Annotated in this window: 17 protein-coding genes and 2 pseudogenes; 2 read left to right on the forward strand and 17 right to left on the reverse strand. The window is 52.6% G+C overall.

What is annotated here, in order from left to right:
• Nucleotides 1-51: 51 nt before the first annotated feature.
• From AC2FLA_RS17950 to dcm, 4 genes are all read right to left on the reverse strand, one after another.
• A complete protein-coding gene (locus tag AC2FLA_RS17950; protein ID WP_496724074.1) occupies nt 52-498 on the reverse strand; it encodes a hypothetical protein in 447 nt (148 codons plus the stop codon).
• Nucleotides 499-805: 307 nt separating this feature from the next.
• On the reverse strand, nt 806-2041 hold the full coding sequence (locus AC2FLA_RS17955) for a type II restriction endonuclease (protein WP_496724076.1): 1236 nt from the start codon (nt 2039-2041) through the stop codon (nt 806-808).
• Nucleotides 2042-2057: 16 nt separating this feature from the next.
• Nucleotides 2058-2561 (reverse strand): very short patch repair endonuclease, encoded by a 504-nt coding sequence (locus AC2FLA_RS17960; protein ID WP_496724078.1) that lies wholly within the window; start codon nt 2559-2561, stop codon nt 2058-2060.
• Nucleotides 2506-3738: a DNA (cytosine-5-)-methyltransferase gene (gene dcm, locus AC2FLA_RS17965; protein ID WP_496724080.1), complete on the reverse strand. Its 1233-nt coding sequence runs from the start codon at nt 3736-3738 to the stop codon at nt 2506-2508. Before dcm ends, AC2FLA_RS17960 begins: the two co-directional genes overlap by 56 nt.
• 230 nt (nt 3739-3968) lie before the next feature.
• Between dcm and AC2FLA_RS17970 the strand changes: the two genes are divergently transcribed.
• Both AC2FLA_RS17970 and AC2FLA_RS17975 read left to right on the forward strand, forming a co-directional pair.
• Nucleotides 3969-4223 (forward strand): hypothetical protein, encoded by a 255-nt coding sequence (locus AC2FLA_RS17970; protein ID WP_496724082.1) that lies wholly within the window; start codon nt 3969-3971, stop codon nt 4221-4223.
• Between the two features lie 777 nt (nt 4224-5000).
• Nucleotides 5001-6623 (forward strand): DUF6798 domain-containing protein, encoded by a 1623-nt coding sequence (locus AC2FLA_RS17975; RefSeq protein ID WP_496724084.1) that lies wholly within the window; start codon nt 5001-5003, stop codon nt 6621-6623.
• On the opposite strand, the gene AC2FLA_RS17980 is transcribed toward AC2FLA_RS17975, so the two are convergent.
• The 13 genes and pseudogenes from AC2FLA_RS17980 to AC2FLA_RS18040 form a co-directional block, all read right to left on the reverse strand.
• Nucleotides 6605-6994, reverse strand: a complete 390-nt coding sequence (locus tag AC2FLA_RS17980; RefSeq protein WP_496724086.1) for a GtrA family protein — start codon at nt 6992-6994, stop codon at nt 6605-6607. The two genes, AC2FLA_RS17975 and AC2FLA_RS17980, sit on opposite strands and share 19 nt — an antisense overlap.
• On the reverse strand, nt 6991-7731 hold the full coding sequence (locus AC2FLA_RS17985; RefSeq protein WP_496724088.1) for a class I SAM-dependent methyltransferase: 741 nt from the start codon (nt 7729-7731) through the stop codon (nt 6991-6993). Before AC2FLA_RS17985 ends, AC2FLA_RS17980 begins: the two co-directional genes overlap by 4 nt.
• A complete protein-coding gene (locus tag AC2FLA_RS17990) occupies nt 7731-8741 on the reverse strand; it encodes a glycosyltransferase family 2 protein (protein ID WP_496724090.1) in 1011 nt (336 codons plus the stop codon). The genes AC2FLA_RS17985 and AC2FLA_RS17990 overlap by 1 nt, the downstream gene beginning before the upstream one ends.
• 124 nt (nt 8742-8865) lie before the next feature.
• Nucleotides 8866-9030 (reverse strand): annotated as a pseudogene (locus tag AC2FLA_RS17995) (transposase); the annotation flags it as partial.
• Between the two features lie 469 nt (nt 9031-9499).
• Nucleotides 9500-10002 (reverse strand): annotated as a pseudogene (locus AC2FLA_RS18000) (IS5 family transposase); the annotation flags it as partial.
• Between the two features lie 358 nt (nt 10003-10360).
• Entirely contained in the window at nt 10361-11512 is a 1152-nt protein-coding gene (locus AC2FLA_RS18005) for a trypsin-like serine peptidase (RefSeq protein ID WP_496724092.1), read from the reverse strand.
• Between the two features lie 35 nt (nt 11513-11547).
• A complete protein-coding gene (locus AC2FLA_RS18010; protein WP_496724094.1) occupies nt 11548-12861 on the reverse strand; it encodes a trypsin-like serine peptidase in 1314 nt (437 codons plus the stop codon).
• A complete protein-coding gene (locus tag AC2FLA_RS18015) occupies nt 12858-15077 on the reverse strand; it encodes a S8 family serine peptidase (RefSeq protein ID WP_496724096.1) in 2220 nt (739 codons plus the stop codon). Before AC2FLA_RS18015 ends, AC2FLA_RS18010 begins: the two co-directional genes overlap by 4 nt.
• Before the next feature lie 47 nt (nt 15078-15124).
• Nucleotides 15125-16981 carry a di-heme-cytochrome C peroxidase gene (locus AC2FLA_RS18020; protein WP_496724098.1) on the reverse strand — a complete coding sequence of 619 codons (1857 nt, stop codon included), beginning with the start codon at nt 16979-16981 and terminating at the stop codon, nt 15125-15127.
• Nucleotides 16982-17107: 126 nt separating this feature from the next.
• The gene (locus AC2FLA_RS18025; RefSeq protein ID WP_496724100.1) at nt 17108-18271 is read right to left on the reverse strand and encodes a helix-turn-helix domain-containing protein; all 1164 of its coding nucleotides are present in this window, start codon (nt 18269-18271) and stop codon (nt 17108-17110) included.
• On the reverse strand, nt 18255-18530 hold the full coding sequence (locus tag AC2FLA_RS18030) for a hypothetical protein (RefSeq protein WP_496724102.1): 276 nt from the start codon (nt 18528-18530) through the stop codon (nt 18255-18257). Before AC2FLA_RS18030 ends, AC2FLA_RS18025 begins: the two co-directional genes overlap by 17 nt.
• Nucleotides 18531-18742: 212 nt before the next feature.
• Nucleotides 18743-19165, reverse strand: coding sequence for a phage integrase SAM-like domain-containing protein (locus tag AC2FLA_RS18035; RefSeq protein WP_496724104.1), 423 nt, complete (start codon nt 19163-19165; stop codon nt 18743-18745).
• A 507-nt stretch (nt 19166-19672) separates the two neighbouring features.
• Nucleotides 19673-21778, reverse strand: a complete 2106-nt coding sequence (locus tag AC2FLA_RS18040; protein ID WP_496724106.1) for an ATP-binding protein — start codon at nt 21776-21778, stop codon at nt 19673-19675.
• Between the last annotated feature and the right edge of the window lie 654 nt (nt 21779-22432).

Here is a 22432-nt window from a genome sequence, read left to right on the forward strand (position 1 = left end):
CAGGTGCCCGAAGGTCTTCCTGTCAGCAATCGCCCTCGCAGCACTCGTTATCTATTGGCTATGAGTCCTGACCCTAGGCCCTCTTTTAGCGGTGCTGGCTGTCGAGGCGCATCCCAATCTTGGAGCCAATCGGTCGACAAAGTATTTACCGTCGCAAAAACTGACGAGATTGAGTGCGCCGGCCAACAGATGCAAAGACATCCCCATCCCAAAATCGTCCGACAAAATGGTTTTTTGGTGCGGGTCCAATTCGGCAAAATCGTGGTGCAGTTCGAAGTTGTCGCTGGCCGACAATGCCCCGAGATACCTGACCCACGCCCACAGCGAGTTGATGGAGTGCTTGGCTGCGTGAGCCGGGACAGTGCAATATCCTATTGTCAGTAGGAACTGGAAGATATCTACGTCATTTGCCCCATTCAGGGCTTTAGTTAGCGTTTTCGGTGGGGTGTTGTTCGGCCAGGTATGCCGGAGGATTTCGCAATTGAGTGTCTTTTGCATTCGTCTTTTCAATCTTCTTTTTTCCCGTGGGAGCAGGTGTAATTGAACGCAAACAAAGTTTTAACGGGTCCTGATTGCTGCCCGGTTAATCTGTGGCAGTATCATCACCCTATTAAGTTGCAATGTTTCCAGACCCTGCTGCCAAAGGTAGAAAAGTGACCCCTTACCCGCCCTGTTTTAAGCGTCGACCATGGGCAATAGAGCGGTTTGAAGCCCTCAGTCAGACCCAAGCTGGCTTCAAGCCGTCTCAGCTCCTGATCCCACTCATCTCTTGTGCGTCCAGCGTTGGGGGCTTCTGGTGAACCCGTCATAGCAATACATCTCCGGATCCGCGTTCCCGCACCAGATCAAGAAAGTCGGTGACACTCAGCAACCAGGGTTGCTGGTCCACGCGATATGTCCCGTGCAAACCTTGGGGCAAAACAAGGCGCAGGTTCTGAGCCTGCATTTCTGTTGTCTGAGCGCGGGAAATCGCGGGCTCGAGCGTCAACAAGTGTTTCTCCTTGATGCGGTCCGCCTCAGCGAGAACCTGACGCCAGCGATCTTTGCAGGTCGTTTTCACGCCCAACATTGTCAGCCCGGTCTCAGGGTAGCCGGTGTTTTCATATTCAGCCTCTCCGGGGAAAAGGAAATCAGCTGCATTGCGTTTTTCAGTGGTGGCTTCCCGAACGTAGCGCACACCCGCGGCTTGGAGAACAGCCTCGGTATGGTGACCGAATGCATAACCGGCACGGGATTTTCTGCGATTTTGTACGCTTAGCGAGAATTTAAGGAAACCATCAACGTCGGCCTGACCCCTTTCCAAAAAGCCTGACGTCAGTCTTTCCGCTACAATCTGCCGTTCCAAATGTCTAAACAAAGCCTCTTCATGTTCCATCCAGGCCATCAAAGCGCTGTCAGGATCATCTGTCGCATTAACTCCTGGTAATGTTTCTCTGGCAAAGGCAGAGAACTCAGAAGTCCCGGGAAAGCTCAGGCCAAACCGGCCAACGAGAGCATCAAAAGCCCCCGGTTGTTCGTCCTCAACTTCGATGCCGAGATCCGCGAGAACCACCTGTGCAGGCAACCCGAGTGCGACTGTATCGTGCCTCGATAGGCGTCTGGCGTCAGGTTGATCATTGAATAAATCCAACCCAAAAAGCCACAGCAACTGCTGGCCGATAGTGGAACCGTTGGGTGTCAGGATCACCATTAGGCTCCCATCACGGCGTTGGGCGACGATTAACTGATCTTTTGCTCTTGCTGAATGCACCAAATTGCGAGCTTTGGCTGAATAATACAGATGAAACTCGGTTTTGCGATTAGGGTTGTTCTTTCTGTATGGCGCCCAAGTGCAACTGGCGTGAAGGGGACCCAAACGCTGGTCCAATTCGTCAGTTATCCAGAAGAAGTCTGCGTCGTAACTTTGCTTTTGGTCCGGTTCGCCGAGAAAAGCGCGAAAACTCTTCACACCCTGAAACTCGTGCTGCTTCTTGAGTTCATTCGCAGTAAGAACCTTGGCTCCTGCGCCCTCAAACAAATCTGAAAGAACACCAAACTTCAAAAGCGCCTCCGCAACCTCAACGGCTACCCTCAATATCAAGCTCCGCGTCGCCACAGGACAACCATTGCGAGAGCGTGTCAATCACATCCACAACTTTTTGCCTGCCTAATCCTTTCAGAGCACATTCCCACACGATTGCTACGCGCCAATCCGCTGTCCGCAGGGCAACATGGTTTTTCTGATCCCGCTCCACGTTCCCGCCGATCTTGCCTCGCCAGAACTCTTCGCGCGTTTTTGGCCATTTGAACAGCGGGCATTGATGACCATGCCAGAAGCACCCGTTTACAAAGATCACGGCCTGATATTTTGGCAGCAGCAGATCCGGCCGTCCCGGCAGTTTGCGGTCGTGCAGGCGATAGCGGAAACCCCTGCCATGAAGCCCACGCCGGATGATCAGTTCCGGTTTGGTATCCACACCCCGGATTGCCGCCATGTTGCGGCTGCGGGTTTGCCGGTCGTGGACGTCAGCCAGTTTTGCGAACAGGTATAGTCCCCTGCCCTTCCAGGATTGCACGGACATGCGGCTCCATAATCCGCGCCACCTCGGCAAATACCGGCACGGCCACCGAGTTCCCAAACTGCTTGTAGGCCTGTGTATCCGAGACCGGGATCCGAAAATCTTCCGGATACCCCATCAGGCGGGCGCATTCACGCGGTGTGAGCCTGCGGGGATTTTTGCCTTCGCCGCGGCTCACGAGGATTTCCGATCCATCCTTGTAGTAGCGGGCGGACAGAGTTCTGGCGATGCTGACGCCGTCTACAAGGCCAAAGCCAAACCCGTTGCCTTTGGCTTTGTGTTTGGCGGCGTAGTCCTGCAGGTATTTCCAAAGCTTGTCGGACAGGGTGTATTTGTCACTGACGGTGGCATCATTGCCGAGCGTGAAATGCCCTTCAGGATTCTCCAGGCCGTTCTCCGGGTGCAGGATATCCCGCATCCGGCGCTCCCGATGGGGTGGCAATAGAAATTCATCAAAGCTGAACGGTACGTTTTCGCGGAAGCCGACAATAACGATCCGCTCCCGGTGTTGAGGCACAAAGTGGGCTGCATCAATCACCCGGGGCTCGGGCACGTAATAGCCCAACTCATCCCGGAGCTTCCGCATGATGACCTCAAAGGTCCGGCCCTTGTCGTGGCTGCGCAGGTTTTTCACATTTTCCAGCATGAAGGCTGCAGGACGGTGATGTTTCAGGATGCGCAGTACATCGAAGAATAGTGTGCCCTGGGTCTCATCGTCAAAGCCATGAGCGCGGCCCAGTGCATTCTTTTTTGACACCCCTGCAATGGAAAACGGCTGGCAGGGAAACCCGGCAACTAGAACGTCGTGCCCCGGGATGTCTTCGGCTTCAATTTTCGTGATGTCGCCGGCGATGGGGCGATTATCCGCGAAGTTGGCGTCGTAGGTTTGCTGAGCGTATTTGTCCCATTCCGACGTAAATACGCAACGCCCGCCCGCGCTCTCCATCGCCTTTCTCAGGCCGCCGATCCCGGCGAACAGGTCAATGAACGAAAATGCGGCGCCGGAGGTATCCGGCTGGCGCGCCTCGGCCTCCATTCGCAGCAGGTTCATGACCCCTTCACGCGGGGTTTCCTCTCCGCGTTTCCAGCGGTAGATGTGACTTTCAGAATAACCTAGGAATTCCGCGGCCTCAGAAACCGAATGGCCGGTTTTCTGCAACAACAATTCAAATTCGGTCATTCTGCTCGCCCTCTGCTCCCGCGTTTCCGATACCCGCGGGGAATTTTTCTGTCACTATGGCGACCGGAGTCCCGCGAAGCAAGAACATTCTGTAAACATTTGAGTGAATCTAATGTTAACGCCGGCTGGGATTTGAATTTCATCAGGATGCTCAGCGCGTTTTGGCGATACACCCAAAGTTGGCGCAGAATTCGCTCGACTTCCATGGCCCGGCAAGCGGTACTGCTGCCATGGACGACGCAACCCGGGAACAGCTCAATTTTGTTTTTGCAGAGCTGACCGGTAATCTAGAGGATGCGACCTCGCTGGCCCTGAAGGGCCAGCACCCGCAGACAGATGCTGAAGATGCCGAAGAACTGATACGGTCCATTCAGGCCCTGCTGAGCCACGCTGACGCCCGCATACGGGCCATAGAGCGACTTGGCTGGCCGGTATCGCTGACATCCGATCGGACACCATACCGTTACCCCTGGCCCTATTTCTGACAGGGGCAGCGGGCACAACAGCGCCGCCCCTGATCCAGGTCGTGTCTGGACGCTAAAATCAGTGGTGTATCCTTTCAGCTGGTATCAGCAGATGCGCGTCGGGCACCACTGACATCGACACCCAGTTATTCCAGCTTTGCCAATATCTCTTCGCGGCGCTGTGTGGCCTGGTTTTCTCTGGCATCCATTTCCCGCTGCACCACCAGCATGATATTGATCGCTTTGATCAGGGACTTCGACAGCACCAAATCGTTTGGCTGTGAACCTCCCCCAAAGAAGTGGTCGTCCCTATGTGACAGAAGCGAAGTGTGCCTGTACTTGGCGATTGAATGTCTCCGAGCCGCTCTTGATCGAATGCAGACTACCGTCGACGAAATCATGGGGACAGAAACCTATGCGAAATAGCCATTTCCTGAATGCCATTGGGTTTTGACTGAAAGGTCGTAAGGTTTTCCCTGTTTATGGGTCTAGGGAACTCCCCCACAGGGCACCGATCTAACTACGCATTTCGGAACCTCAGGCACCAAAAAGCGCAAAAACGATGCGTACCCGCAGGGTGGGATTGTCCCATTGGCGTGGATCAACAGACCTATGCCTGTGTCGTGACAATGGGATGGATCGGTTGCCTGCATCGTGCAAACTCAAACCGCTAAGCCACTGTAACTGGTCCGTTACCCTCAGTATCGCGCAACACTTCGGTTTTCTCCCGGTCTAGCTGGTTGTATCCGGCTGCTTGTCGCGGCAAAAAAGACAAAGAGCATTATCGGTGAGATCAATATGAACACGAGCAGGGTTTTATTCGCGACGTTGCTAGGGCTGTTTATTTCTTGCCTGATTGGATATGAGGCCTTTCCGGTCGGGGACGATTTTGCCTATGGGCCACTTACTGAACACCGGATCGACCCAGCACTCTATGTGAATGACGATCAGCTGCGGCTTTTTAAGAACCACGCCTATGTCTACGAGTGGGTGTATCGGACAGGAAGGGCAACAATTGGAGTCGAGCCCGCCTTTCGATTGGGTGTGTGGCTTTTGGCTATGATAACGACGGTGGTGATTGGGTCGTTGCTGCGCGGGCTTGAAGCGCCGGTGGCGGCGCTACCGATTGTTCTTGGCCTCAGTGTGGTTGTTAAACTCGACGGTATGGGGCGGGGAGATTACGGGGGGCTGACATCCGCATTTTTTCATCACCATAATGTGGCTTTGGCGTTGGTAATCGGAGCCGTCGCAGCGGCATTTTTTCGCAAGAATTGGCTGGCAGGAATTTTCCTGGGGCTGGCAGCCTATGCGCAACCAATGACTGCGTTTCACGGCGCAATCGTGATCGGTCTTGGTTCATTGGTCCGTAATCCACTTGATGCGATGAAGCTGGCCGTTGCCGCGGGTGTTGTGGCATTTCCTGTAGCCGTCTGGCTCTTTGAGGCAATCCTAAAAGCGCCTGACACTATTGTGACGTTTGATCTGATCACGGATGCCTATCGGTTCCGGGCACCAGCGCACTATGACCCGCCGTGGTTCGATATCTTGATCACCACACTTTACTTGTTGGCGGGCTATGCTGGTGCTGCTTTGTTGCATCGCGAGAAATCGAGCATAGCGCGTTTTGCGGTAGGGTTGCTGCTAGGGTTTACGCTACTCCATTTTGTCACACTGGTTGTCTATAAGGTTGCCATTGCTGAGTGGGTTGGGTTTTTCATTCTGGATGCCAACCGCTCTACGCCAGTTCTTTTTGCCGTCAGCACATCTTTGGCCGTTGCGGGCATGTGGTTCGCCAAGACTGGTCGCGGGGTTTGGTTGACAGGGATTCTACTGGCGACGCTTCTGCTCCTCAATATGACGCCGGCCGGGCTTGTTCTCATCGCAATCGGTGTTGCGATGATGGCGGCAGGCAACGTACCGCGGACTCAAACCGCCGCTTTATGCGGCGTTGGGGCTGCGCTCTTAATATGGTTTCCTGCCCAGTCGCGCCCGCCTTATCTGCCTGATTCGACGCTTCTGGCGTTGGAACAGATCCGAACCGAAACACCGGTTGATGCCTTATTCGTCATTCCTGTGAGCTTGATAGAATTTCGTCAATATGCACAGCGGAGTGCTTATGTGGATTTCAAGCTGTTCTCAGTGGCGCAGCCTGATCAAGCCTCATTGACGCGCGCGCGACTCGAACAGGTTGCGCGCCCGGCACCTGAACATATCTCTTTGCAAGGTTGGGGTGCGGCGTACCTTTGGGATTACGAACAAAACCGTCAGGCGACTTGTGCCAATATGGCTGAAATGTTGGCGAAGACGGGCGCGCAATATTATTTGCGCCGCGTGTCATCAGACGAAACAGCGCCCGAGTGCCCTGACTTACCGCGTCCGATCCTGACGAAGACATTGGCGCTTTACGGGTCGGTGGAATGAGGGTGGGCAAAAACCCAGAATTTGCATAGCAAGAAGGTTGAAAAGGGCACGGCTAAGGCAACAATCGCCATTGCGAGAACGAAAGGTCCGCCAAGTTGTACCGCTATCAGCTCGGTAATGGCTGTGGAAAGTACAAGGCCAACACCGGACACGGTCAAAAACCGTGGCGCGTGAAAACGATGCTCGAGTGATGTGTCAAAGGTAATTCTGCCGTGTCCCAGATATGACAGGCTAAAGGCGGCGGCAAATCCGGCACTGTTTGCCAGCAAGGGTGCGATGCCGAAGAATTTCAATGCGACAATTGCAACAACGACATGCAATATGGTTGCCAAAACGCCAACCCCGGCAAAGCGCGAAATCTGCCCAATCATTGAGAGGCTGGATTGGTTGTTAGCACGGCGCAGAGAGAGAGGCCGACGGGCAGGCTGAGACGGCCAACAAGGTGTTTTTCAGCCGCAAAAACAGCGCGGAGTGCCGCATTGACATGTGGCGCAGGCAGTGTGTCATCAGCCTTTTCGATCCGGAACAGTGACTTAATTGCCCGACTGGCTACGGCCAGCGGAAAGAGGGCTGTGTTGAAATAGAACCCATACTCCATTTGCAACCCGGCCTTCGCGGCAACATTTGCGAGATGCGCACGGGTATAGCGGCGGAAATGGTGATGGCGTTCATCGTGGCGCGACCAAAGCCATTGGAAAGCTGGCACTGTCATCACAATACGCCCGTCTGATGTAAGGCGGTTTGCCAAGGCACCCAGAGTGGCTTCGTCGTCTTCGATATGTTCGAGTACGTCGAAAAGCCCAATAAGGTCAAATTTTTCGGAAGCGAAGGGCACCGCGTCAGGTATTGAGCCCTCGGCAATTGCAATACCGCTTTTGGCTTCGGCAGTCCGGCGCGCATCGGCATCAAGTTCGAACGCGCGAATATGGCCGAATTTCGCCAGCATGCCAAGATTTCCACCCGTACCACATCCTGCTTCGAGAATGCAGGCGTCGTCTGGCAGTTTTACGAGCCTAGAGATGACTGCGGATAGGATTTCGCGGCGGGCGACAAACCACCATTGCACTTCTTCGAGTGCAGCCATGCGGTCAAACACAGCACGATCCATTAGCTGTCGTCCTGCCCTTTGTGAACCGATCTAAGCACGTAAAGCGGTCGATCTTGGACTTCTGAGTAAATGCGCCCAATGTATTCGCCGAGAATGCCGATCGCAAAGAGGTTGAGCCCCCCAAAGAGCAGGATCAGAATAAGAGTCGAAGCGTAACCTGGTACAACTACGCCAAAGATCAATGTCTGCACCAAAATGCCGACTGCGTACAGAAACGACAGGGTCGCAAGAATGGCACCTGCATAAGTCCAAATATGAAGCGGGGCCGTCGTTGACGAAAATATCCCATCTAGCGCAAATTTCCAAAGGCTCCAAAAAGACCAAGCGCTTGTTCCATTTTTACGTTGTGGGCGTGTGAAGGTTACTTCGACGGCATCAAAGCCTACCCAGCTGAACATCGCCTTGCTAAAGCGCACCCGTTCACCCATGTCGCGCACCACGTCTACGACCTGGCGATCCATCAGGCGGTAGTCGCCGACATTATGTGGGATTTGGTGATCCGACATGGCGTTGAAGAGGCTATAAAATCCATCTGCTGTTTTACGTTTGAGCCAGGTGTCGCTGTCACGGCAAATACGTTTTGCATTAACCACCTTTGCGCCCTGACGCCAATGATCAAGCATCTGCGGAATAATCTCGGGCGGATCCTGAAGATCGACATCCATTGGTATGCATGCGTCACCTCGAGCGTGTTCAAACCCGGCTGAAATAGCGGCTTCTTTGCCGAAGTTTCGCGAAAGATTCACAAGACTGACCTGGCAGTTTTTCTGCATTCGACTGCGAATGGCAAACTCTGTTGCGTCGCGGCTGCCGTCATTGACAAAAACCACCTCGTAGAGGTGATCGGGCTCAAGCGGGGCGAAAACTTCTTCGATCTTGTCAAGAAAAGGCCCGATGGCTTCTTGCTCATTGCAAACCGGCACCACAAGCGAAACCAATTTTGCTTTGCTGGGTCGGGAGGCGTTTGTTGCTTCTCCCGTAGTCTGCAACGTTTGTCTGTTCGCTACCATTTCGGCTCCTGAGGATATCTGTCGTAAACCCAGATTGATATGGGCAACAATATCGGCGCAATCAGGCAAAACTTAGGCGTATCAAGTGGGAAATTTTTCTTGTTTGCCTGACTAGGGTCAGGATTCATAACCAATAAATGACCAGAGCCGCGAGAATGATTGCTGACAAGAAGACTTTCGGACACCTATCGCAACATGCGGCTACTCGCCTCCAGTCTTTCAGACGTCCGAACGTGATCTCGATTCGATTACGTCGTTTGTAGCGCCTCTTATTGTATTTCACAGGCGTATTGGGGCGCCTTTCCCACCGACTACCAATACAACTCCACCCTTCGATAAACCCTGTTGTCCAAGCATCAATTCGAATAATCAGGTCGGCAGGATAACTCTGTGCTGTATCAGCCTTGGAACGGAATTCTGAAATAAGCCTACCGAAAAGTTCAGGTGGCCTATCCTGACCCATTGCCACCACGATATGATACAGTATTGCCGAGATAAGACTTTCTTCGATGGCGATAGCTTCGAGCGGAAAGTCGGCCTCTAGAGCCTGCTTTGCGCGGTTCATGGCTGCAAGGAAACCTGCGTTGCGGGACTCAACTTGACTTCGCGCAGTGTCTAGGTCTTCACCTTCTTTTTTGGCATAAAACCAAACCTCAAAGTTAGAGTATCCGCTCTGCTTTGAAGCTTTCACATCAATTTCCCTGATCATCGACCAAAACTGATTATGGAACCGGTTCAACAGGATGTTGGTGAGCACCCAGTAGCCAATCAGCCGATGGAAGGCTATTCACCAAAGCTCTGGCCCCCGTGTAATCGCTAACCTGCCCAGCCGATATGAAGAAGCGGATGGGGCGTCCGAGGCTGTCAGTAACGGCGTGCAGTTTGGTATTCATGCCACCCTTGGTGCGCCCTATCAGCCTGCCACTCCCCCCTTTTTCAACCGCAGGCTGGAAGCCGTGCGGTGCGCTTTGAGGTAAGTCGCGTCAATCATGATGGTCTTATGATCGGTTCCCTCCGCAGCAAGCCCTGTCATGATCCGAGCGAACACACCCATGTCGCTCCACCGCTTCCAGCGGTTGTAGAGGGTTTTTGGCGGCCCATATTCACGAGGTGCATCAGACCACCGCAACCCATTGCGATTAATGAAGATAATCCCGCTCAGAACACGCCGGTCATCAACTCTCGGCTTGCCATGGCTCTTCGGAAAGTAAGGCTGAAGACGCTCCATTTGTTCGTCAGTCAGCCAGAATAGATTGCTCATTTCACACCCCTGAAATTCAGGGGCTTGAATCACGCAGTCGAGATCACGGCAACCAATTAATGGGTCCAGAACCTAAGCAGACGCAGCCGCAAAGCGCCCATACAGTGAACCCGGCCGTACCAGAGGTGGCGCGGATACTATCTATTCGGCCACTTACAGCCTTCCGCCATGTCAGGCCAAAGCCCGACCAATATCTTGGCGACCGGTTCTTGCACTCTTCCCCGCCACCCTGACATTTTATTAGGGCCGCAGTTTTTCCAAATGGAAATTGACCGTTCAGAGCGGCGAGGGACCATAGAATTGGAACCCTATGGATAACAGACCACCTGGTCTGACAAGACGGTCCAAAGGATTGATGTCAGCAGTTACCTGCCTGATGGTTGCAGGCAAGGTTCAGAAGATCCAGAAACTCATCGCCAAGCCTGGAGCTTCCCTGAACTTTTGGTGCAGTATCTCGGAATCCATAAGAGGTAACGCCGACTATTCGGTTCGGGCTGTCGTGCATGGCGCCATCTTGCCCTTCGGCTTTGACACCGAAATTCTCAAACCAACCACCGCCAGACGAACCACCACGCATGTCAGATCCGTAAAGAACCGTGTTCTCGGACGCGCTTCTGTGGAAGGCACTATCGACCTGGTGCATCACTTCACCGCTGTCGTGGTTTCCGGGGTAGCCAACCTTTTTTGTGTGGTTCGGGCTGAGCGCGTTGGTGCGGAATCCTGCCCAACCTACCACTTCGCCAATGCGCTTGGTCTCTCCTTCAAAGTCACGGTCCTCTACCTCGATGATTGCAAGATCGCCGGCATTGGGGACTCTGCCATCTGATTGCAGCCACGAGCCCGTCGTTGCAACCCACGTCCAGTTCCAGGCCTGATACGGGGCGTTTCCTCGATGGTACGCGGGTATGAAAATGAAGTTTGAAAAGAACCCACCATTTCCATTGGCCCCCTCGTGAACACAATGGCCCGCTGTAAGGATCAGCCGGGGCCTGATGACAGTCCCCGAACAAATGAAGTCGCCTACACCAGGCTTAGAGAAGAAAATCTTTCCGTTTACGCGATAGGGATAATGCAGCCGCGCATCTTCCGGTATCAATCTTGAGCTCGTGAAATAGGCCCCTTCGGTGCCCGCAGCTTCCGGAACAAATGGTGCTGTCGTGTCGATCGGTTTTGTGTCCGGGAAAAGCATGTCGTTGGCATTGGCCTGAATTTGGTCACTTGCAACCGCGTAACGCCCACTTTCAACAACCTTTGGCAATTCTGCATCGGATTGAATCTCGGCGCCTTCCACCAAGGCCTCGAACGAAGCTTCGGGAATTGGAATGCCTTGGCTTTGAGCATCGGCAAACGCCTGAGGCGTCCAATGTCCCAGCGGATCACGGTCTTCGGTCGGTTCGAAATCCGGGTTTTCTATTCCCAATGGCTCTTCTTGCGCTAAGGCGTCAGAGGAAAAGACAATCAGGGCAACCGAAAAAAATGTACTCAATAGTGGATAAGAATTGTAATGCATGAAAACTCTCCTTTTGTGAAATTCAAAGCGATCAGTTAATCCGTGTCCGGGGCTATCGTGTCAGACCCTCCCGATCCCGGAGAAGAAATACTTGGTGCATCAGATACCGGTGGTTCCTCTGGCGCAGTGGGCTCATCCGGAGCGATCGGCAGAGGTAAGGGAACCGCAGTGCTTGGGATTTCGGAATCCTGCCCGCCGGGAGCAGCTTCGATGCCAACAGGGGCCCCATCTTGCACCAATCCAACCGAGTCAATCCGTAAGAGAGAGCCGAATGTGGCAAGGTTGGGCTTGTCCGTTACATCCGGATTTCGGTGTCCGGCACGCTGTTGCCCGACCACACGCCCGGCGAGGTCAAACACCGGCGCCCCGGAAGAACCTGCTTTGGTGTCACAACTGTGCCCAAAGCCGTGCAGAAACGCCTCAGTTTCTGCGTTGTCAAAAACAGCACAATCTATGATCGAGACTTTCTTGGTTTCCCCGCCCGGGTGCTGAACAATAAAAAGCGGTTCGTCGTCATCGGTATCATGGTCGCGGAAATCTACGATCTCATACTCATCCTTGGGCGCTGGGGTAACGCGCAAAATGGCGGTGTCCGCGCTCTCTTCGCCTTCTTGGGCGACAACTTCGACGCACCGAACACTTTGTCCACGATCAAAGGCGCCGAATGCGTTTTTTTGAAATCCGAACTGGACAATTGTCGTGGCGCACACGTTTTGCGTTGCAACGCAATGTGCACTGGTTTGTACCAGATCGGCACCTATTCTGAACGCCGTGCACGTATCGCCGTGACCACCAACGGCATAGTCGACTTTGGCAACCGATGTTGCAACGGCTTTGATCACATCCGCCTGGTTCCCTTGATATTCTACGATATCCGTCAATTGACCTTCCCCAAAAAATGACTCAACCGCGACGGTTGTGAACGGAAACAGCACCCTGTCGACAACGAAGGTAAATCCGTCAGTTGCGTCCTGACCACGGACGCGAAGGCTCGCCTGTTGCCCTGGGATGAACATGGACCAGATGTCTTCCTGACCCTCTAACCTGTCTCGGTCCAGGACATCATGAACCTGACCGTTGCCGTCGGCGATCTCGATCCTGACGTCATCCCCGTGCGGTAAGTTCACCCCTGAAATTCGAATACGGATCTTTGTGTTCGCTCCGGCACTTATCGCGACCGGCGGTGTGACCGTGTGGGCCCAAACCAGATCACCGGGAGCCAGAGCAATGCCTTCGGGGGGATAGCGTACCAAAACTTCGGCGACACGCCCGCTGACATGCGGTTCAGCGTCTAATTCTGAATTGCCAAGCACAAGGAAAGTTACCAAAACTGTAGTGGCAATCCTCATTGCATTCTTGAGATGAAATCCGCGATCTCCGACAGTTTGATCGTGGCAAGGTCATCTACAGCGAACCTGTCCGCGCATTCATCCGAAAACGACTTAACACTCAGCCGTAACAAGTGCTTTTCAGGATTGTTGGTGAATGTCGCGATTTCCCGTTTAAGTGTCCCGTTCAGGGTGTGAAAGAATATCCCCTTGTTATTTCTGAAAAACATACGCCGAACGTCCCTGAGCCGAAGACTAAGCTGTGGTCCGCTGAGGAATGTTAGGTCGAAACTACCCTGATCCAGATTTCCACCAACCTCTCGCCGTAAGTCCAGTGCAGAACCCGTGATCCGGCAACCGTCAATCAGTTGCACCTGATCCCTGTCCTTCATCAGCGTGGCAGTCGCATCCAGTGCGCCGCCGTTGATTTGATCAATGGTATCAAGCGACAGTCGGGATGAATAAATCAGGCGTTCCCGCACCTTCTTGGGTGAAACATTTCCCCTGCTCATCAACAGGACCGCCGCTGCGGTGACTTGCGGAGCCGCCTGTGAAGTACCGGTTGCGGGCCCGAAAGACGACGTGCCAACGGTTGAGACAATGTTGCGTGCAGGTGCGCCCAACATAAAATTCTTGTCGCCAAAATTCGTCAAGAACTTGCCAGGTTCATCAAGATTTTCCAACAGCGCGACGGTGTCCGGGACAGTTTCCAGACCAACCACGCTGATTACATTTTCAAGCGATTCCGCGAAGCAGGCCGGACGCGTTTCGCACGGCCCTTCGTTGGCATCATCGCCCTCTTTACCGCCCGCTACGACAAATAGCGCGTGATCTTCCCATTTTTTGATGCGGTCACGGATTTCATCTTTCCCTCCGTTCTGGGGGGGGCTGTAACTGAAACTGAGGTTGAAGACTTTGACCTGTTCAAAAATTGCTGCATCGATCGCTTGCGCGATATCGATTGCAAAGTTCGAATCCCCCTGATCGGCGCGAACGCTATCAAAGGGTATGACGACGAAAGACAGGTTGGGCAGACCGCTGAGCAGGCCACTAATACCGCGATTGTTCCGCTCTGCAGCAAGCATGCCAAGAACGTGTGTCCCATGATGCTCGGGCAGCACTTGATGCGGCAAGACGACTGTGCTGCAATCAAAATTCGGATCATCTAATCCGGCCTGATGTTCCAACACAACGCGATCCGACAAGCGGATGATCGAAACCTTTCCAAGATCGCAGTGTGAAAGTATCAGTTCGTCATCAACAATCGGCACCTGATCGACAATTGCGACGGCCATAGACGCCAGCCCATCAGTGTTGATAATCGGGCATTCGCCATGCACGGCACGATTGCAAAACGAGTCAAAGACGTCCTTTGTGTGCGGCGCCAATGGCTCAGATTCAAAACCGGACAAAGCGCCGGTGTCATGTCCGTGCTCCAGACGAAGCTGTACGCCACCGACGATGCCGCGGGACAATGATTGATTCAGCTTCTCGAATTGGTTGTCGTTGAAATCGAACCTGATCGCGCGGTCTTTGACAATTTCCTCGTAATCCGCCAGAGGCGCTTCTGATACGGACACAACCGCATTCAACTGCGGTACAAGGCGCAATGCCAGGCCACTGCCATCTGTTGACCGGGTGGCGACCTTGACGCCGCGAAATCGACCCAAACGGTCGTTGGCCCCCTCTTGGGGCACATAATCATCAATGCAGATCCGATCCGTCAGGCAATTTTGGATAATTTTGATGCCGGTCGCCTCGACCTTGGCGCCTTTGTCGGCAGGTTCCGGTTTCCAGACCTGAGCAATCCTCAAGTCGGGGATACGTACCGTCTCGTCCTTGCCAACCGTCCAGCGCAAATCAGTGCTGCGTGTTCCGCCGACATGCTTAGACTGGTTTGCCAGGGTATTCGCTTCAACTTCTTTGCTGTCCTGATCGCAATGGTCGCGATTTACCTCACACAGCATGCTGGCGACTTGCTCGGTCATCGGTCCGACCCAGGCCCCCTCTGCTCGCATGACCTGTTCGAGTGTCGTTCGGGTGTCCATCGGAACTTCTTTGAAAGGGAGCCGCCCGGTGTTGAACAAAGTCAGCAGAAATTGTTCCTGTGCGAGCTGCGCCTGCACGGTGCTTTCAGCACGTTCGGTCCAGACGATTTCACGATCCTGCGCAGATGCGGAACCACCAAATGTGGCAAGCACCAAAACCAATGCACATGTACCAACCTGCGTTTTCATGTCCAAGCCCTACCTTTCAAGAATGGTAAAGGACTAAAAGAAAGTCATCATAGTCCTTTCAAATATTCAACGATTGCAAGGCGTTGTTCATCTGTAAAGGATGCGTTTCCATAGTCATGCCCTGCATTCGAGTTGCCAGCGATGATGTTTCCGTCTTCATCCCGCACATTGTAAACCCATGGGCTTTGCCCGGTATCGGTCATAAATCCGACGTTCCTGGTATCGAATTCCCGTGAACCGACACCAAAGCTTTCGGGGCGCGTTGGTCCTGTTGGTTCAGGATCCGCAGTGGCGATGTTGCGGGCCTTCGGCGGGAGCAAAAGGTCATATAACGTGGGTACCGAGCCGTTGTGCAAGTATGGCGCTGTAGCCCAAATTCCGTTGAGTGGGCGTGACTTGTAGGCCAAAAGTGGATCGTCCGCCGATAGACATTCCCGGGCCCGGTCCTTTCGGACCCCTTCCGGCACGCCCGGTAAAATCTCTCCGGCGGGCAACGCCATGGCAACCGCTTCGCGCGATGGTTCGATATCGGAAAACAGCGCCACGAGTAACTCGCTTGCCTTACCAAATATAGAGCCGACAGCCGCATTGACCAACATCTTTCGTGTCAGGTCAAATTCGCCAATCCGATCTCCGAAAACTCCGAAAGTCCACTGACCGCTCATGTTGCCTGCATCTGTCGTGCGCAAAAAAGTGTTGCAGGCCAGAAAGACGTCCGTGCCAGATTTAAGAAGGTTGACCATCTGATCACCTGCGGGCGTAGCCAGATCGCTTGACGCGAGATGCGCGTGGCATGCGCGGCAATTCTCTTCGAAAAGTTGCCTTCCTTCGGCGGCCAGGGTCGGATTGATCGGACCAAGAATGTCTTGGGGCCATTCAGGTGACCGGAGTTGGGCCAACAGGCGTTCAAGTCCCACCATCTCGGTGACGCGCACACTGCTATCATATCCCAGCGCAGCCCAACCTCGGTTGGCTTCGACATGGGCGAAAACGCCGATGACTTCGGACACGTTGCGGATCAACGCCCCAATGTCCGTGGTGCGACCAAATATAGGAACATTAAGGATTGCTCCGACAATCCCGTTCCACTGCAACTTCTCTTGCTGATGAGTATTCCAAATAAACGGATAACTCGCCGGCGCATCCGAGGAGAACTCGGCTGAGGGTGATTGCGCGCCGTTAATCATCGAAACTTTGGTAAGGATGTGCCCCTGGGCGTCAAGGCGCGCAGGGCCAGCCGCCACATTGCTGTGATTGAGAAGGCGTAGTTCTTCCATCCAAGCCAGTTGCTCAATGATCTGAAGTTCAAGCGACGCGACTTTGTCGGGGTCGAGTGAACCGCCCAATACTTGTTTGGCAAACAGGCGATACCGCTGGCCGTCCGCTAAGGTGGCGCGCAAAGCGTCCTCGGTCCCATTCACCAAGCCATCAAAATTGGCGAGCGTTGGCGCGCCATCTACCCTGAAACGCGTGTCTTGGAATGTGATTTCGGTAGTGTGACAAGCCGAGCAGTTCAATCCGACCCACGGCTCTCGCATGGTGCGGGACTGGCAGATTTCGGGGAATCTGTCGCACATCAAATCCGCGTGCCTGCTGTCTTCGTGGTCAACAACAAAACCGACGGGAAGGCCGTAGGGATTATCCCGCGAAACCGGGTTCGTCAAATATCCCAGTCCCTCAAGATTGGCCGACCCGTACATCGCCGTAGAACCATCGGCGGTCTTTAGTGCCAATGCCCAGGACAACGGTAGCAGACGCGATCCTTGCGTTGTAGTGTACCACCACGATCTTTGTTCTTCGTTCCATCCCTGCGTGAGACACGTCACTTCACCAGACGTGCAGGCGGTTTCAAATTCTGAGACAGGTTGTGACCAAGCCGGAAAGGCTGCGGCGAGACCACTCACGAGAACTCCGCCCCTCACCAGTTGCGAAAATAACTTGATGCTAAAATAAATCACCTGGCATCTCCCTCCCAACTTGGCCGCTTTGAAAGTGGCACACTTTGGAAATCGGGAAATCACCCAAATGGGTTAACTGGATTTCACGAAATGTGCTCCAACATTTGCCGCGCGTCTAATCAGTTGTGTCCGGTTCGCACAATTTGTCTTTGCAAGCAGGCCCTTGACCTGAGTATTAACTGTTTCGATCGATCTGTCGCGTTTTTTTGCAATTTGGCGATTGCTCAGCCCATCGGCCAGCATTTCGATCAAGGAACCTTCGGCGACACTCAACCCCAACACTTTTCCAATCAATTCGGAATCCATCTGCAGGCCAAGTGCCGTGTCAAGGCTGCATACCATAAAGCCCTCAGCCGCCGAGTCTCCGATCGCGTATTTTCCTTTTATCGGAACGACTTCCACTGCAAGCTGAGGCGGATCGTCAGACGCTGCCGCCATGGCTTCTTTCCTGGGTCTGGCACCAAATTGACCATGTTCGGAGACGCTTGAAGTGAGCTTTTGGAACCAATTGCGGTCCTCGTTGCGTGTCGGTTCCAGCCGTCCACGCGGATTAATCCGAAAAAGATGGTATTGCTGAATTTGTCGCAAAAATTCTTGATTTTGGGTTATGACGGCGCCATCTGCACGCAAAATACAGATTCCAATCGCCATATTTTCCAACGATTCGGCCAGCAAGGCGCCCTTTAAATCAAGTTGTCGGACGGGACGTGCCAGCTCGCAGGCCTTGGCCAAATGCGGCAGAATGGTTCTCAGAATACGGCGTTGGTGCGGACTTAGCGGCCCTTGTTTCTGTGAAAACTGCAGTGAGAATCTGTCACGCAACGGTTGGTCTTTGCTTAAGAGAGCTCCGGCGCGATGAGCGATACCAAAATCCGCCATTGCGCGCGAATTTGGTCGAGCATCAAGAATTTCCTTGGTCTTGGCAAGAACATCGTCACCGACGATATCTACATTGTCTCCCATAACCGAATGACGGGCGAATACTCTTTGGTCCTCCAGCTCAAACTGCTGAAAGTTGTGCAGATAAGTCGATACCTGATCCGGATCGTAATTGGACGACATGTAAGGTGCAAAAAGCCGCGGCAACCCGTCGTCCCCCTCGTCAATTCCAAAAACTATGGCACCTCGGGCATTAACCGATTTGGCAATACGGTCAAGTATAGTAGGCCAAGCATCCGGCACCACCACAAGATCATAAATATCAACAAGTATTTCTGGGTCACTCAACTCCGGCACAAGGGAACTTTAGTTGAAACACGGGGCGCGCGGCAACAACTAATGACGAGGTCTCCAAGTATCCTTCGACGCAATCCCTCAGTAACAGCAACCCATTCTCCGTGCGCACCGGCAGAACCAGATATTGCACGTCGTCCGGAAACTCAAAGTCTACATTGGCAAAGGCCAGGTCTTCGACAGTCAATCCACCGCCAAGCAATTCATCAGTGCCGGAGATGTGCGTGATTGTTGACCAGTCCGGCTCGCCGATAAGTGCCATGGCCGATGGATATGGACGAAGACAATCCCAATAGGTTTTGGAACGGGCAAGCCGAAGAGTGGGTGCCGAAGGAACACCGGTAGCCCAAGAGACAGGGATGCAGTGAAGCCAAAGCTGGGCATTACACCGCCCAGCTTCACTCCCTGTGCTGCAAGTTCTCGATGAGTTCCTTTGTCGGAGCCATGTTCTTCAGATAGAACCGCTCCAACTGGTCAACGGACGTTCCAGCATCCGTGGCAAGGGTGCCTTGGCGTATCAACCGTCTTTTGCTTCGGCATCACCGGCAGCACGTCCAACAGGCCGTCCTCGACTGCCAGCGTCAGGACCTTGCGGATAATGATTGTGTGCTTACCCTTGGTCGATTCCGCTAGCCGCTTTGGCCGGTTCTCATCAAGGTGAATCAGATAATCCCGAACCATTCCCGTAGTGAACTTGCTGACATCGTACTTTCCCAAGTAGCAGATCAGCCCGTCCTTGGAGCGGTTCTGCAGCTTGTTGTCGCCATCTGACCATTTGGACTTGCCCTTCTGCACTCCCATCAGCTTCTTGGCATAGTGCTCAAAGCTGGTGGCTTTCTTCTTGGCATGGTCACTGTTGGCCTTGCTACGGAACGTGTCGGCAAACTCATAAGCCACTTCAATAGCTTCCAGCCGTGATTCTTCCTTGGATGACCGATGGACGTAATTTCCCGCTATCGGGTCTCTGTACCGAATAAACCAATAGGGGCTGCGGCCTGTCCGATAGATCGCCAGACCCTTTCGGAGATGTTTCAGCTTGGAGATTTGGTTTTTTGAATCTTTGGCCAAGGTCAGCCCGTCAGAGGAGTGTATAACTGTGTATAACTTTTACGGCTGAAAATACGAACTCTCAACGACCGAAATTTACCAAGTAATTCAGTGATTTAGTGGTGCCCGGGGGCGGAATCGAACCGCCGACACGAGGATTTTCAATCAAGTTACCAGACGTGATTTCAATGGGTTGCATCAAAGTACATCACTTCGTGTATAACTATTGAAAATAGATGAGGAGATGAGAGTTTAAGATTTTAAAAATATAAATATTTTTACTGCAGTGCACTGCACTTCTAAACAGCCTTGCTGCAACCATTTTGGAAGGCAACGAGAACAGAATACACAAGGCGATCACTGTGGAGGCAGCTTTAACCGCTCTCGGTAAACACCAATACGTTTTCGAGCCCGATCAACAACATCGTCATAATGCAATAGCTCAGAATACAACTGGCCGATCGAATATTGGGTCTTCGGCTCCTTTATATCCGTCGTATCGAACCAACCTTTGGCTCCTGGCAAAGGTTTGTAGTTCCGCAAACGTATTGTGTTTATGGTATCCCCGATCAGGTACCCGTAGAACTTCTTGAGCTTCCCTTTTGACTTTGCAGCCAGAATTGTGGCGTACTCAATTAGGTCGTTGTCGTGTTGATCGAGGCTCACCCCAGGAGCCTTAAACTCCACGATTACAACCGAACCTTCCTCGTGGAACAATGCTATATCTGGTCGACAGGCTCGGTTTTCGTCACTGATCCGTTCGAGTAGTGCGTCGATTTCTTCGTCAATTCCATCTTCGAACAGAGCGCCATCACCCCACTTAATTTGGCTTAAAGGCTTGTCCGAAGCTATGTAGTCGTAATAGTGATACTCCTCACTCAACAACCAGACATCGTGATCTGCGACCTCTTCACTGTCTTTGCGCATCGGGAAAAAGATGTTGTGGATCAGTGCTTCATTTTTTCGCCTTTGACCATCATCCAAGTCCGTTTGAACCTTAAGACCCTCCGTGACGGCGAGATCGAGCACGTCAATCAGATTTGATCGGCGCACTACAAGTTGTGAGAGGTTCGCCATATCTACAGTCTTGAGGGAAGCAGTGAATTGCCACGACAAGTCGTCAATCTTTCGGCGGAAGTCATCACTATCCGGCTCCAATTCAGAAATGGCCTGCTTCATCATGAGAAGGCTAGCCGTTTCGTCTACAACCTTTTCCTGCAATTTCGTCAGAGCTCGCTTAGCGACACTGGTCGGTGTATCGCCAAACTTCACCCGGGTGTTGGAATAGGAGAGCATCTCTTCGGAAACGCCGAAATCTTCTGCAAGGTCCGTGACGATTTTGTCGCGGGACCAATCTGGGGGGGTGATTAATTCCTGAACCTTGTCATCAAGGACGGAGAAGATATCTTCGAATGTTATTTGAATGCCATCAAACAGGTCGTCCGTGCCATTTTCCTCTGGAATCTTGTCGAAGCCATCGCGCTGTTCATTTACTCCTTCGTCAAGAATGTCTCCCTCCACCAATATGATGTGAAAGAACCCATTGATTGCGTTGTTTTCCAGCGTCTTGGTTCTCAAGTAACGGCCTGTGATGAGTTCCGCAATTGCTGACTTTGCGCACAAGCCAACAACGTTACTGGGGAGCGGATAGACCTTTTCGTCAAGCTTGTAGTGTGTGACGGTCAGTGTTGTCGAAATCGTCTTGTCTTGTTCTACGTGTTCAACCTCAAGCGGAGTGACCGACGTGTGTTCAGGTATGTCAGAAGCCTGCAAAATCGACTTTGAAATTTGACCATCTAAGTCACTTTCGAACCTAATGCGGAAGTCACCCAGTTCGCTTTTAAGGCTAACGAAACGTTGAAGCACACTGAACAGAACATATTGCTTCAACGCATCAGCCTGCATCCACTTTAGGACATTAGTGGTTGTGAATACAGACTCGCGAATCTTGGGGAGCACGCTGGAAAGTCTCACCAGCATTCCAACTTCCCCGTCCTCTTGGTGCTCAATTGTAAAATCGCTCTGGTCGATTTCCTTTCGATTGTCTTTTGGGGGAAGGCTTATGTGAAATTTTCTTCCTTCGTCTTCATAGATCGAAGAAACCGAAACTTCACCAAAATGGTGAAAAAACTGAACTCGACCCGTCCCCTTACACCGACCAATCCCCGATATTTTGAGGTCGTCTTTGTATGAAGTGTCTTTGGTGAGGAAGGCCTTTTGTTGCTCCGGACCAAGTCCGCAGCCATTGTCACGGCACTCCACCTGAAGGTCATATTCCTCACCAATCAAGTCAGCTTTCGTTGCCTTTATCGACAACTTAACATCTAGAGACAAGACATCCTGAGTAGTTGCTCGTCTGATCAAAAAGGCGTCGATTGAATTGGCCAACAACTCGTCAATTACGACGTGTGTGTTCTTGCTTTTTCTAGTATTCTTTAAACTGCCTCGAATATCCAGCGTCATGCTTCAACCTTCACTGCGCTGATTATAAATACAAGCACTTATCAGCCCTCTGGAGAGTGACGTCAATGTAGATTGGCGGGTACAGTTCACCAGTGGTTGGCCAGTGAGGCTACTTTTCCGGCCTAACGTCGCAAAAGCACGAACCTCACGTCGTCAATACCAGCACACCAGAGGCTGTGACAACATTCACCGCTTTGAAAGTTGGTTTAGGTCAAGTCGCCAATTATGAAGAAAATCATAGAGTGTAAACTCGGAGAGGGTTGAATGTCATGGTACCATAGGAAAAAATCGGCACCAACCTTAGCGCGAACAATGCAACAGGGCTCTCTCAGAGGTCGCCCCTAAGTTGCTTGCATCTTCGACATTTTGTGCCAATCATCAAGGTATTGACCCGCGGAAGCTTTAGTCTGCAGTTGTTGAGCCCAAGACTCATGTATAGGTAGAACTGAACAAATGGCATTTGAAGGAGGTATCCACGCAGTAGGGCTTCATCTCCAAACTTATGCGCATAACTTTGAAGGGGCGGAGCGGGACGCATATGCTCGCTCTGCGTTCAATAGATATTACTACAGCATATTTCTCAAAACTCGCGAACTCTTCAGATCGTTAGATCCTGCTTGGTCTCGCAAGCCTCATGCTGAGTACCCAATCACC

Source organism: Ruegeria sp. CDSA033 (genome assembly GCF_059612305.1).